Here is a 12,501-nt window from a genome sequence, read left to right on the forward strand (position 1 = left end):
TGCGGGTCAGCCGTGGCCCCCGGCGCGGACCAGGCCGTTCTCGTAGGCGTAGACGACGGCCTGGACGCGGTCGCGCAGCTCCAGCTTGGTGAGGATGCGGCCCACGTGTGTCTTCACGGTGGCCTCCGAGAGCACCAGGTGCGCGGCGATCTCCCCGTTGGACAGGCCCTGGGCCACGAGCAGCAGCACCTCGCGCTCCCGCTCCGTCAGCCGGCCCGCCTCCGGCGGCTCCTGCCCGCCCCCGGCCGCTCCGGGCAGCAGCGGCGAGAAGCGGTCGATGAGCCGCTTGGTCGTGGACGGCGCCACCACCGCGTCCCCGCTGTGCACCGCCCGGATCGCGTTCAGCAGCTCGGCCGGGGGGACGTCCTTGAGCAGGAAGCCGCCCGCCCCGGCCTTGAGCGCGGCGAAGGCGTACTCGTCCAGGTCGAAGGTGGTGAGGATGAGCACCTTCGGGTCGCCCGGCCCGCCCTGGCCCTCCTGGCAGATGCGCCGGGTGGCCTCGACGCCGTCCATCACCGGCATGCGGATGTCCATGAGGACCACGTCCACGGCCGTGGTGCGCAGGGCGTCCAGCGCCTCGACGCCGTTCGCCGCCTCGGCGGTGATCTCCATGTCCGGCTGGGCGGCCAGCACCATGCGGAAGCCGGTGCGCAGCAGCACCTGGTCGTCGACGAGCATCACGCGCACGGTCATGGGGCGGGTTCCTCTTCTGCGGGTTCTCTCGGGGCTGCTCGGGTCTCCGGGGCCGCTACCTCGCCCTCAGCCGTACGGCCAGCGTACGCAGCGAAACGCCCCACCGGGTCGGCCCAGAGGGGGACTCCCCGTCCCGCCCCGTACGGCGGAAGGTGGACAACCGTCCCCACGAGCAGCCCAGCCTGCCGCCCTCCCCGGCGGAGACGGGGCAGCCCGTGGGCCGCCACGACGCCCTATCCGGCCGCCGCCATGGGGAGACGTACGCCATGAATCACGTCCGGCCCGACATCGATACCGTCCAGGGCGAGAAGGAGCGCGTTCCGCCGCTGTGCCTTCACCTGGTCGAGCCAGGCGGCGGATTCGGCGATGACGACGTACCAACGGACGGGATTGGGCTCGCCTTCGACGACGTCTTGCGCGGAGCTCTCAGCGGCGTACGGGCTCCGGTGCGTGAGGGTGATCGGGGGCGGCTCGCCGGCGCCCTGCCACTCGCCCAGCGGCTCACAGGCCCACGTCGGCGGTCCCTCGTCGCCCCGGCGTCGGCGACCGGACGCGGGGAGGGTGAAGCGAAGCAGAGCATGAAGGCACGCCACGAAGGCGTGCGCGATAAGGTGGCGCACGTCGCCAGTCCTTCCAAGGGGTTGCTGGTGGCCATGCCCCGGGGCGTTGGCGCGCCGCCGGGGTCTTTCTTTGTGCGGTTGTGCCGCGAGATTAACACGGCACAACCGCCATGGAGTTGAATCCGTCAGATCGCGAATCGCCAGGCTCCGCCGGGTGCGACGAGGTGAGAGCCGTCCGGCGACAGTTCGGCGGTCATGGAGTGCAGTGGGAAGTGGTTCCCCTCTTCCCACTTCCGGCGTACGCGCTCCAGGTCGTCCCAGAGCCGACGGGCCCCGCCTTGATGGACCCGGCCCGGACCGGATTCCGGCTGCTCGGCGCGCGACCATGAGCCGTCAGCGGAGAGAAGCCAGACGCACCGCTGACCGTCGGGGTACGTCGCCGCGCGGGTTTCGACGCCGGGAGTGCCGAGTTCGTAGAGCCAACGAAGCGGCCATTCCTGCCAGAGATCCGGAAGAGGTCCGTCAGCCGCCCGGACCTCGTCCCCCTCGTCCTCACGGGCAGTCGCGAATACCTCATTCAGCTTCGGCGGATAGTCGGCTCCCCGGCGCGTCCCCATGAATGTTGCGGGGTCCGACTGGACGTTGCCGCGTGCGATGCCGTCGTCTCCCATGTCGGCGGTGATGAGAAGCGCCGTGTGGGCAATGGTGGTGACGAGCCGTCCCCCCGGGCGGAGGGCGTGAAGCCAGGTCTTCGGCACCGGACGGACGGAAACCGTTGCCATGATGCGGTCGTATCCCGGCTCCGGGAGTTCTCCGGTCGCGTCGATTGCTTCCATGCGCGGGTTCCTGCCGAACTCAGCGAGCCGGGCGCGGGCAGCCTGGACGAGATAGCCGTCCACGTCCACGCTCGTCACGTTCTCGTCTCCGAGTCGGTGTCCCATGAGCGCGGCGGAATAACCGGAGCCCGTTCCCACGTCCAGCACCTTGTGTCCAGGGCGCGCGTCAAGCCGGTGAAGCATGGACACAATGAGCCCCGGCAGGGTGGACGAGGACGTGGGACTACCGGTCGGCTTCTCGTCCGGCCGGGCTTCGTCGGCGTGCGTCGGGCCTACCCGGGTGACCAGGGTTTGGTCGCTGTAGGCGGCTGAGAGATGCGCCTTCGATGCGAAGTCCGGCGGTGCTCTGTTTTCCGCTTCTGCCGTCGTACTGCTTCTTTCGCGCCGACAGAGGCGGAGCTTTCCGCGGACATCCTCAGACTGCCGCGTGGACGAGTTCACCTGGCTTCCCGTCGGCCATGAAACCGACGGCGATGGGGCGCGCGGACAGCGAGTAGATGGCATCCACCCCTCCGGCGTTGACGCTGATGGGGCTGCCGGCTGCGAGGGTGGCCATCTGCCGTGCTTGATGGCGGGAATCTTCCGCCCACTCACGGAAGATCGATCCGGGGTTGGGGCTGTTCGGTTCGACTTCGTGAAGGCAGTCAGGCGGGAGGGGGCCGACGCCGGGCTTCGGGTCAAGGGCGTTGGCCAGGCGTACGGCCTGCCCACGGAACCAGCGAACGGCGAGCCGGGGAGAGCTCGCCCGGTATCCACCGAGCCACCATTCCCCGGACGCGTCGGGGCTTCGCGCGACAAGCTCGCACCAGTAGCCGTCTGCGGAAGACCTCATCGCCACTCCCCCGGGACAAGCCGGTAGGGAAGCCCCACCAGCATCCGGAACGTGCGGTGCTCACGTGCCTCTTTGTGATGGGCCTCCACCCACGAGCCCGCGACCTTCTGGGCTTCGAGCGCCGCCCTCCCCTGAGCTTCCGGGGTCTTCTCCTTCGTGGCTTCGACTGTGGGCCCCGTCTCGCCACACTCGACACAGTGAGCCTTTGCCAACCTGGGCTTTGAGCTGTCCAGTTGGCTCGACACAGGGGTGAAGCCCCTGGTAGACGGGTTCACGACCAAGATCGCCCGATACCCACCAGAGGCTTCACGTGCTTGTCTACCCGTGCGGGCTGGACGTGTCCAGTCGGTCCCTGACCTTCCTCGCCGCTCGTCTGCGCGAGCACCGTCGTCGGATCGGAAGCCGCTGGCGTCGGCTCACCGTCGGCCGTCAGGCCCTGCTGGTGCTGGCGCATCTACGCAACGGGACCACATATGCCCAGATCGCGGCGGGTTTCGAGATCGGCACGAGTACGGTCTACCGGTACATCAACGAGGCCGTCGAGCTGCTGGCCGCACTCGCACCGACCCTCGCCGAGGCGGTTCGGACCGCTTCGGGGAAGGCCTACGTCCTGCTCGACGGGACGCTCCTGCCGATCGACCGGATCGCAGCCGACCGGCCCTTCTTCTCCGGCAAGCACAAGAAACACGGGATGAATGTGCAGGTCCTCGCCGACCCCTTCGGCCGTCTGCTGTGGGCCTCACCGGCCCTGCCCGGCGCGGTCCACGACGTCCGCGCGGCCCGCGAACACGGCATCGTCGAAGCCCTCACCGAGGTCGGCGTCACGTGCTGGGCGGATAAGGGCTACCGGGGCGCCGGCGGCACAGTCCGCACCCCGTGCTGGGGACGGTGGGAGACCCTCTCCGCAGGTCAGAAAGCCGTGAACCGGTCCCAAGCGAAGATCCGGGCCCTCGTCGAGCAGGCCGTCGCCACTCTCAAGGCCTGGCGGCTCCTCCGCAGGCTCCGCTGCTCGACCATCCGCACCACCGGCCTCGTGCAGGCCGTCCTCGCCCTACATCTGGCCAGCTCAAAGTGAGGTTGGCAAAGGCTCAGTGCATCGTGGCCGTGATGGCTTCCGCGTCCGGCTCCCCGTCCGCCTCGACGTGGAATCGGCGGAACGCGTAGCTGTCGCGGGTCACTTCTTCCTCAGCCCTTCCAGATGCGCCGTGATCTCTTCCCCCAGCCGCGTAAGTCGGCTGTTCAGGTCATCCCCACCGGCTGCCTTCCCGCCGGGCTGCACCTCGGGCGCTTCCGGCCGCTCCTGGGGCTCGTCCGGCGGCCCTGGGGGCTCCGCGCTCACCGCTCCGCTCCCGTGGCCTCGTTGGCCCGGAGTGCGGCGACAAGGGCACGCGCCGTCTGGACGTGGCGGCGGCCCAGCTCGACCAACGCCAGCGGGTCAGGGCCGACGCACGACGGCACATCCAGCCCCAGTGACGGCAGGCGTACCCCGGCCCCCTTGAGAGCGTCGGCCAGCTCGCCACACGCCGACTCCGCGTCTCTGATCCTCTCGGCCGCCGCCCGCCGCCTGTCCGCTGTCGTCATGCTGGTTCTCCGTACACCGTTGCCTGTTCGCCCCTCGCGTGGGCGGGTACTTACGTTGTGTACTCCGAGCATCACCATGGGCGCTTACTCTCAACAGGTCTGGCGTCATTCCAACGGATATGGAATACCGAGGAGTTGAACGCGTGAGCGAATCCGGCGAGGTGCAGCGGCCCGTGAACGGCGCCACGTACTTCGGGGAGGAGGCGAAGGCGCTACGGGAGTCCCTGGGGCTGTCTCAGCCGAAGTTCGCTGACAGGCTGCACTACCAACAGGCGCAGGTCAGCAAGGTTGAGAACGGTACTGTGCTGGCCTCTGAGGCCTTCGCGGCAGCCATGGACCGTGTGGCAGGCACGCCGGGCGTATACGTGCGCCTCCGCGCGAAGCTGGGCAAGCAAGGGCACCCGGAATGGTTCATCCCGTACGTTGAGCTTGAGAAGAGTGCCGCCAAGGTTGAGGACTACTCGAACGCGTTCGTCATGGGCGCACTACAGACAGCGGAGTATGCCGATGCTGTCTACCGGGCAGCACACCCGCGTGAGACGGACGGGCAGATCAAGCGCCGCGTTGAGCTTCGGTTGCGTCGTAGCGAAGTACTCGAACGTGACCGTCCGCCGCTTCTGTGGGTGATCTTTCACGAGTCGGTCTTACGGACGGAAGTCGGTAGCCCTGCTGTCATGGTTGGGCAGCTTGAGCATCTGCTGAGGATGGCGAGCAGTCCTCATGTCTCCCTTCAAGTCCTACAGTTCACAGCAGGTGCCCCCGCTTCGGGGCTGCCGTTTACCCTGCTTACGCAAGCCGACGGGGCATCAGTCCTGTACTCGGAGACGACAGGGCAGGGGCATGTGAACGACTCCTTGACGGCCGTACGAAGCTGGACGGCCACGTACGAGCGGCTACGCGCTTCGGCCGAGTCTGAGGCCCGGTCACTGCGCCTTATCCACTCGATCATGAAGGAACACGCAGATGAGCAGCACACCAAACCCGGGTGAGACCCGCTGGGTCAGCAGCACATACAGCGACGGTCAGGGAGGCCAGTGCGTGCAGTGGGCTCCCGACCACGCGGCTACGCAAGGCGTTGTCCCCGTGCGTGACAGCAAGGATCCGAGCGGTCCGGCGCTTGCCTTCTCGGTGGACGGCTGGGGCGGCTTCGTGTCAGCCGTCAAGCGTGGGGAGCTGTCGGGCTGACCGGCTGGCCCTGCTGTTGCGGCGAGCCCGAAGCCCCGTCGCTCCGACCGGAGCGGCGGGGCGTTCTCGCGCTGAGGCCGGTCGCTCTGTGCAAGGCGCGGCTCTGATGTGTACGGGGCTGCCCGGGGCCGGGCCGCCGCGAGCGGCTCAGCTCTGGCCTGCCAGGGGGAGGCTGGCGCGGATGCGGAAGCCGCCGCCGGGGCGCGGGCCCGTCTCCAGCAGGCCGCCCACCATGCCCACACGCTCGCGCATGCCGATCAGGCCGTGACCCAGGCCGTCGGCCCCGCCCTCCTCGTACAGCTCCGCCTGGGCGCCGCGGCCGTCGTCCTCGGCGAGGAGGCTCAGCTCGTCGCTGCCGTAGGTGATCCGCACCGTCGCGCCCGCCTCGGGGCCGCCGTGCTTGCGGGTGTTGGTGAGGGCCTCCTGCACGATCCGGTACGCCGTCAGCTCCACCCCGCTCGGCAGCGGCCGGGGGGTGCCGTCCACCCGGAAGTCGACCGTCAGCCCGGTGCCGCGGACCTGCTCGACCAGCTCCGTGAGCTGCTCCACGCCCGGCTGCGGCACGTACTCGCCCGCCTCGCCGCGCTCGTCGTCCCGCAGGACGCCGAGCAGGCGGCGCATCTCGGCGAGCGCCTGCCGTCCGGTGCCGGAGATCGTCTCCAGCGCCTGCCGCGTCTGCTCGGGCGCGCTGTCCAGGACGTAGGCGGCGCCGTCGGCCTGGACGACCATGACGGACACGTTGTGCGCGACGACGTCGTGCAGCTCGCGGGCGATCCGCGCGCGCTCGGCCGCCACCGCGACCTTGGCCTGCGCCTCCCGCTCGCGCTCCAGCCGGGCCGCCCGCTCCTCCAGCTCGATGTAGTACGCCCGCCGGGTCCGCAGGGAGTCCCCCATGACCCAGGCCAGCAGGAAGCAGACGAGGAAGAAGACGAGCGCGGCGATGTCGCCGAACGTGCTGCCGTCCTCCTCCGCGAACCGCAGGGCGGCCAGCGGTGGCCCCACGAAGGCCCCCACCAGCGCGAGCCGGGACGCCCAGCGCACCTCTCGGCAGGCGACCGTGAAGACGATCACCAGCATCGCGAAGTCCGGCGGCACCGCGAAGACGTCGGTGGCGAGCTGGGCCAGGCCCGCGGCGACGGCGAGGAGCAGCATGGCCTCGGGCCAGCGGCGGCGCAGCCACACCACGACGGACAGCGCGACCGAGATGGGGACGGCCGCGAGGAGCTGCCAGTCCGAGAGCCGGCGGAACTCACCGGCCTCGGCCTCGGCCACCAGCCACACCGCAGCGATCAGCAGCAGGCAGACGGCCCAGAAGCCGTCCACCCACATGGGATGTCTGCGGAGGAACTCGTAGAGCCGATGCACGTCACCCAGCGTAAACACCGTGACAGCGGAACGGGTCAGCCGGAGGGCCGATCCCTGGGACCCCCGCCTACTCCCCAGGGTGGACACGTCCTGCGACCGCCGCGCCATGGCCCGCTGCCGCCGCTGCCGCGCGCGCCCTAGCGTGGTGCCGTGACCGAACATCCCGAACCCGAGCAGACCGAACCGGTCGAGGGCCACACCGGCTGGCGGGCCGCCGCCGAGCACGCGCTCTACGGCCCCGGGGGCTTCTTCCTCCGTGAGGCGCCCAGCGCCCACTTCCGCACCTCGGTGCACGCCTCCCCGCTGTACGCCGGGGCCGTGGCGGAGCTGCTGGGCCGGGTGGACGAGGAGCTGGGCCGCCCGGCCGAGCTGGCGCTCGTCGACGTCGGGGCCGGGCGGGGCGAGCTGCTCACCGGGGTGCTGGCCGCGCTGCCCGGTGAGCGCGTGCGGCGGCTGCGCCCGGTGGCGGTGGAGCGGGCCGCCCGCCCCGAGGGCCTCGACCCGCGCGTCGAGTGGCGGCCCGAGCTGCCGGAGGGCGGGCTGACGGGGCTGGTCTTCGCCAACGAGTGGCTGGACAACGTGCCGTGCGAGGTGGCCGAGACGGACGTGGCGGGGCGGTGGCGGCGGGTCCTGGTCCGGCCGGACGGGGCGGAGCGCCTCGGCCCGCCGGTGACGGGGGCGGACGCGGAGTGGCTGGCCCGGTGGTGGCCGTGCCCGGCGGGGCCGGACGGGCGCCCGGAGCCGGGCGGCCGCGCGGAGGTGGGCCGCCCCCGCGACGCCGCGTGGCGGGCCGCGGTGGGCGTGCTGGACCGCGGGCTGGCCGTCGCCGTCGACTACGGGCACGAGCGCGCCGCCCGGCCCCCGTTCGGCACGCTGACCGGCTACCGGGACGGGCGGGCGGTGCCGCCGGTGCCGGACGGGTCCTGCGATCTGACGGCCCACGTGGCCCTGGACGCCTGTGCGGGGCCGGGCGCCGAGCTCCTGCCCCAGCGGGAGGCGCTGACCCTGCTCGGGGTGCGGGCCGGCCGGCCGCCGCTGGGCCTGGCGTCCACCGACCCGGCGGGCTACGTGCGGGCGCTGGTCCGGGCCGGGGAGGCGGCCGAGCTGCTCGGCCCGGCGGGGCTGGGCGGGCACGTGTGGCTGGTGGAGCCGGTGGGGGTCCGCTGGGCGCGCCTTCCAGGGGTAGCTGGGGGAGTGCTGGGCTGACGGCCGGGGCGTCGGAGCCCGGGGGCGTCGGATCAGGTGAGCCAGCGCTCGGGGCGGGCGGTGCGCCGTCCGGTGCGGGATCGTTCCGCCTGCGCGGCGAGGATGTCCGTCGCCTCGTCGGCGTCCCGCAGCCTCGCCACGACGGCGGCGTTCGCGCCGTGGTCCACGTGGACGTCCGCGAGCCCGAGCCGGCGCGTCCACGGCCCCTGCGTCCGGCGCACGCTCTGCACCTTGGCGTGCGGCACCAGCTCCAGCACGCGCCGCAGCCGCCCGTGCCGGGTGACGAACACGGCGTCGGTGACCCCGTGGGCGTAGCCGCGCCACCACACCGGCACCGCGAACCGGGACCGCGGCGGCACGGGGCGGGCCGCGGCCACCGCCGCCGCCACGTCCACGCCGGGCAGCACCGTGGCCAGCACCCCGGCGGCCACCGCGCGCTCCGCCACGGGCAGCAGCACCGTGGGCGCCTCGCCCGCGGCGCCGCCCGCGACGGCCAGCTCCACCCGCACCCAGCCGCGACGCCGCCACAGCAGCGGTTCGAGGACGCGCACGGCCTGGACGCGGCCGGGCGGCACCGTCGCGTGCTCGCGGTTGAGCAGCCCGTGGTCCAGCCGGAGGCCGTCCGGGGACTCGGCGACCTTCCAGTCGTACTCGGTCAGATACCGGCCGACGGTGGACACCCACGCGCCGCCCAGCATCGGCAGCCCGGCCGCGATCGCCGCGGTGACGCTGCCGCTGAGCCACCACAGCGTCCCGGGGACGACGACGAGCGCGGCCAGCAGCCCCCAGCCGGTGCCCATGAGCAGCAGCGCGACGGTGAGCATGCCCGGTGGCACCCGCACCAGCTCGCGCTCCGGCGCCTCCCCGGCCTCCGGCGCCGCCTCCGGGGCGATCCCGGCGGCCCGGGCGAGCAGCTCGGCGCGCAGGGCGACGGCGTCGGACTCGCCGAGATAGGCCAGCTCGTCCTTCTCGTTCGTGCCGACGACGTCCAGCTTCAGCTTGGCCACCCCGGCGACTCGGGCCAACAGCGGCCGGGAGACGTCGACGGCCTGGATGCGGTCGAGCCGGATGTGCGCGACCCGGCGGAAGACGAGCCCGGTGCGGATGCGCAGCTCCGTGTCCGTCACCGTGTAGTGGGTGGCCCACCAGGACAGGAAGCCGTAGGCGGCGGCCGTCGGCACGACGACGGCGAAGGCCAGCACGAGCCAGCCCACCGTCAGCTCCTCGGCCCACGCCCGGGTGCGCTCGTAGTCCTGGACGGCGAAGACGACGATCGCCGCGATCGGCGCCCAGGCCCGCCGCCAGGGCGTGACGGGGTGCAGCCGCCGCCCCTTCCCGTCCACCGCGTCCGGCACCGCCCCGTCCGGAGCCGCCCCGTCCGGAGCCTCCCCGTCCGGAGCCTCCCCGTCCGGAGCCGTCTCGCCCTCGTCCGCCGCGCCCGGCGCCGCATCCGCCGCGTCCTCGCCCGGGCGTCGCTCGCTCGTCACAGTCCCGCCGATCGGGCCTCGCCCAGCTCGGTGAGCCGGTCGCGCAGCCGCTCCGCCTCGGCCGGGGTCAGCCCGGGGATCGCGGCGTCCGTGGTGGCGGCGGCCGTGTGGAGCTGCACCCGGGCGAGCCCGTAGCGGCGCTCCAGCGGCCCGGAGGTGACCTCGACGAGCTGCATCCGGCCGTAGGGCACCACCGTCGTCTCACGCCACAGCACGCCCCGGCTGATGAGCAGGTCGTCGGCGCGTTCCCGGTAGCGCCAGGACCGCCAGTTGCGGCCGAGCGCGTACCAGCCCCACAGGGCGAGCGCGGGCCACAGCAGCGCGGGCAGCGCCCACAGTGGGCCCACCAGGAGGAGGGGCACGGCCGTGGCGAGGGTCAGCACGGCGGCGGCCGTCAGCAGCACCGCGCGGCGCATGCGGAGCAGCCCCCGCTCCACGCCACGCCATCGCTCCGGCCGGTCCCGCGACGCGTCCCGTTGCCCCTGTTCCGCCCGCTGCTGCATGGCTCCAGCCTAGGCTCCGGCGCACACGGCGCGCCGGAGCTGTCAGACTTGGCCGCATGACGGAGACGACGGTCGGAATCGGAGGCGCGGCCGAGAGCACGGACATGGTGCTCAACATCGGCCCCCAGCACCCGTCCACCCACGGCGTGCTGCGGCTGCGCCTGGTGCTGGACGGCGAGCGCATCAGCGCGGCCGAGCCCGTCGTCGGCTACATGCACCGCGGGGCGGAGAAGCTGTTCGAGGCCCGCGACTACCGGCAGATCATCGTGCTGGCCAACCGGCACGACTGGCTGTCGGCGTTCTCCAACGAGCTGGGCGTCGTGCTCGCCGTCGAGCGCATGCTCGGCATGGAGGTGCCCGAGCGGGCCGTGTGGCTGCGCACGCTGCTGGCCGAGCTGAACCGGGTGCTGAACCACCTGATGTTCCTCGGCTCCTACCCGCTGGAGCTGGGCGGCATCACGCCGATCTTCTACGCCTTCCGGGAGCGGGAGGACCTCCAGCACGTGATGGAGGAGCTGTCCGGCGGGCGGATGCACTACATGTTCAACCGCGTCGGCGGCCTCAAGGAGGACCTGCCGGCCGGCTGGCCGGAGCGCGCCCGGGCCGCGGTGACGAGCCTGCGCTCGCGGATGGACGTCTACGACGACCTGGTGCTGGGTAACGAGATCTTCCGCGCCCGCACCAAGGGCGTCGGGGTGCTGCGTCCCGAGACGGTCCACGCGTACGGCGTCAGCGGGCCGATCGCCCGGGCCTCCGGGGTCGACTTCGACCTGCGCCGCGACGAGCCCTACCTTGCCTACGGCGAGCTCCAGGACACCCTGCGCGTCGTGACCCGCGACGACGGCGACTGCCTGTCCCGCTTCGAGGTGCTGCTGGCCCAGACGCACAACGCGCTGGAGCTGGCCGAGGTCTGCCTGGACCGGCTGGCCGAGCTGCCGCCGGGCCCCGTCAACCAGCGGCTGCCGAAGGTGCTGAAGGCGCCCGAGGGCGCGACGTACGCGTGGACGGAGAACCCGCTCGGCCTCAACGGCTACTACCTCGTCTCCAAGGGCGAGAAGACCCCGTACCGGCTGAAGCTGCGCTCGGCGTCCTACAACAACATCCAGGCGCTCACCGAGCTGCTGCCCGGCACGCTCGTCGCCGACATGGTGGCGATCCTGGGCTCGTTCTTCTTCGTCGTCGGCGACATCGACAAGTGAGCAACAACTCGGCCTCCGCCTGACGTCGCATCAGCGGCCGCTGGTCGCGACCTTCCTTGCGCGATGTCGAACGGGAGGGGACGCCGCGATGCGGGTCGGCCGCGAGCGGGGCCACCGGCCCACCGATGCGGGTGATCATCAGCCCGGTAGCCCCCGCCCGCGCACCGCAGTCGAAGCGGACGATCGCCTACCGCGTGGTCGGCTGAGGCCGCGCGCGCCGGTCGGCCGCGCGGCCGACCGGCGCGCGCTACGAGATGCGGCGGCGGCGCAGCCCCGACTCGACGGGGCGGGACTCCTCGGCACCGCGGTCGGCCAGGTCGATGACGTTGGCGGCCGGGCGCGGCGGAGCCGGCTCGGGGCAGCCCGCGGCGAAGTAGTCGAAGCCGCCGCCGGCGTCCGGGAGCCGGGCGCCCAGGGCAGCCTGAGCCTCCATCCGTTCCAGCACGGCGAAGGCCCGCTGGAAGGCCGCCGGGTCGAGCCGGGCGGCCGAGCGGCCCGGGGGCAGGGCCTTCGCCGGTTCGGCCGCGGTGATGGCCAGTTGACGGCGGCCCTCCAGCGCCGTGGCGCGGTCCGACTCGGCGTGGGCGTACCGGCGCAGGAGCGCGGCGTGCTCGGTGCGGAGCCGTTCGAACTCCGCCCGCTTGGCGCGCAGTTCCCGCGCCGACTCGGCGCGCAGCCGGCGGGACTCCTCCAGGTCCTCTTCGAGTTCGGCGCAGCGCTCCTCGACCTGCCACTCCATGCTGCGCCGCGCCGCCTGGGCCTCGGCAAGGCGGCGACCCGCCGTGCGGTCCCAGCGGCGCAGCAGCCCGACGCCGACGAGGGCGGTGGCGGCCGCCCCCGTGGCGAGGGCGCGCGGCAGCAGCCCGTCACCGGCGACCCAGGCACCGCCCGCGCAGGTCAGCGCGGTAGCGGCGAGGGCGGCCGGGGCGAGCATCCGGTGCAGGGGTGGGGCGTGCCGGTGACGTCCTCGTGGCATGGCCCGGAATTTACCCTGCGTGGCCTTCGTCCGGGAGGGCGCGTGGCGAATCGTTCCCAGGGGGTTATCCGACCGCGC

Annotated in this window: 15 protein-coding genes; 5 read left to right on the top strand and 10 right to left on the bottom strand. The window is 72.6% G+C overall.

Translation table 11 applies throughout. The annotated features are described in order from the left end of the window. Positions 1–6: 6 nt before the first annotated feature. The 5 genes from O7609_RS10075 to O7609_RS24715 form a co-directional block, all read right to left on the bottom strand. The gene (locus tag O7609_RS10075; RefSeq protein ID WP_269734599.1) at positions 7–693 is read right to left on the bottom strand and encodes a response regulator; all 687 of its coding nucleotides are present in this window, start codon (positions 691–693) and stop codon (positions 7–9) included. Positions 694–926: 233 nt separating this feature from the next. After that, positions 927–1,313 carry a hypothetical protein gene (locus tag O7609_RS10080; RefSeq protein WP_269734600.1) on the bottom strand — a complete coding sequence of 129 codons (387 nt, stop codon included), beginning with the start codon at positions 1,311–1,313 and terminating at the stop codon, positions 927–929. Between the two features lie 125 nt (positions 1,314–1,438). Continuing rightward, entirely contained in the window at positions 1,439–2,530 is a 1,092-nt protein-coding gene (locus tag O7609_RS10085) for a methyltransferase domain-containing protein (RefSeq protein ID WP_269734601.1), read from the bottom strand. Beyond that, positions 2,505–2,645, bottom strand: coding sequence for a hypothetical protein (locus O7609_RS10090; protein WP_269734602.1), 141 nt, complete (start codon positions 2,643–2,645; stop codon positions 2,505–2,507). The genes O7609_RS10085 and O7609_RS10090 overlap by 26 nt, the downstream gene beginning before the upstream one ends. 272 nt (positions 2,646–2,917) lie before the next feature. Next, the gene (locus O7609_RS24715) at positions 2,918–3,196 is read right to left on the bottom strand and encodes a DUF7848 domain-containing protein (protein WP_443072242.1); all 279 of its coding nucleotides are present in this window, start codon (positions 3,194–3,196) and stop codon (positions 2,918–2,920) included. 35 nt (positions 3,197–3,231) lie between these two features. On the opposite strand from O7609_RS24715, the gene O7609_RS10095 reads away from it, so the two are divergent. Continuing rightward, positions 3,232–3,996 (top strand): IS5 family transposase, encoded by a 765-nt coding sequence (locus O7609_RS10095; RefSeq protein ID WP_269743367.1) that lies wholly within the window; start codon positions 3,232–3,234, stop codon positions 3,994–3,996. 260 nt (positions 3,997–4,256) lie between these two features. Here the strand turns inward: O7609_RS10095 and O7609_RS10100 are convergent, their stop codons facing one another. After that, positions 4,257–4,502, bottom strand: a complete 246-nt coding sequence (locus O7609_RS10100) for a hypothetical protein (RefSeq protein ID WP_269734604.1) — start codon at positions 4,500–4,502, stop codon at positions 4,257–4,259. Positions 4,503–4,645: 143 nt separating this feature from the next. Between O7609_RS10100 and O7609_RS10105 the strand changes: the two genes are divergently transcribed. After that, positions 4,646–5,491: a helix-turn-helix domain-containing protein gene (locus O7609_RS10105; RefSeq protein WP_269734605.1), complete on the top strand. Its 846-nt coding sequence runs from the start codon at positions 4,646–4,648 to the stop codon at positions 5,489–5,491. After that, complete coding sequence (locus tag O7609_RS10110; RefSeq protein ID WP_269734606.1) at positions 5,466–5,687, top strand: DUF397 domain-containing protein; 222 nt, start codon at positions 5,466–5,468, stop codon at positions 5,685–5,687. Before O7609_RS10105 ends, O7609_RS10110 begins: the two co-directional genes overlap by 26 nt. Positions 5,688–5,834: 147 nt before the next feature. On the opposite strand, the gene O7609_RS10115 is transcribed toward O7609_RS10110, so the two are convergent. Further along, complete coding sequence (locus tag O7609_RS10115; RefSeq protein WP_269734607.1) at positions 5,835–7,052, bottom strand: sensor histidine kinase; 1,218 nt, start codon at positions 7,050–7,052, stop codon at positions 5,835–5,837. Positions 7,053–7,202: 150 nt separating this feature from the next. Here O7609_RS10115 and O7609_RS10120 point away from each other — a divergent pair, with 150 nt between their 5' ends. Beyond that, positions 7,203–8,258 (top strand): SAM-dependent methyltransferase, encoded by a 1,056-nt coding sequence (locus O7609_RS10120; RefSeq protein WP_269734608.1) that lies wholly within the window; start codon positions 7,203–7,205, stop codon positions 8,256–8,258. 32 nt (positions 8,259–8,290) lie between these two features. Here the strand turns inward: O7609_RS10120 and O7609_RS10125 are convergent, their stop codons facing one another. Together O7609_RS10125 and O7609_RS10130 are read right to left on the bottom strand one after the other, a co-directional pair. Beyond that, positions 8,291–9,745 (bottom strand): PH domain-containing protein, encoded by a 1,455-nt coding sequence (locus O7609_RS10125; protein ID WP_269734609.1) that lies wholly within the window; start codon positions 9,743–9,745, stop codon positions 8,291–8,293. Continuing rightward, entirely contained in the window at positions 9,742–10,248 is a 507-nt protein-coding gene (locus tag O7609_RS10130) for a PH domain-containing protein (protein ID WP_269734610.1), read from the bottom strand. Before O7609_RS10130 ends, O7609_RS10125 begins: the two co-directional genes overlap by 4 nt. Positions 10,249–10,304: 56 nt before the next feature. On the opposite strand from O7609_RS10130, the gene O7609_RS10135 reads away from it, so the two are divergent. Further along, on the top strand, positions 10,305–11,447 hold the full coding sequence (locus O7609_RS10135) for an NADH-quinone oxidoreductase subunit D (protein ID WP_269743443.1): 1,143 nt from the start codon (positions 10,305–10,307) through the stop codon (positions 11,445–11,447). A gap of 247 nt (positions 11,448–11,694) precedes the next feature. Here O7609_RS10135 and O7609_RS10140 read toward each other — a convergent pair whose 3' ends face one another. Continuing rightward, entirely contained in the window at positions 11,695–12,423 is a 729-nt protein-coding gene (locus tag O7609_RS10140; protein ID WP_269734612.1) for a hypothetical protein, read from the bottom strand. Between the last annotated feature and the right edge of the window lie 78 nt (positions 12,424–12,501).

The sequence above is a fragment of the Streptomyces sp. WMMC1477 genome, from assembly GCF_027460245.1.
GTDB lineage: Bacteria > Actinomycetota > Actinomycetes > Streptomycetales > Streptomycetaceae > Streptomyces.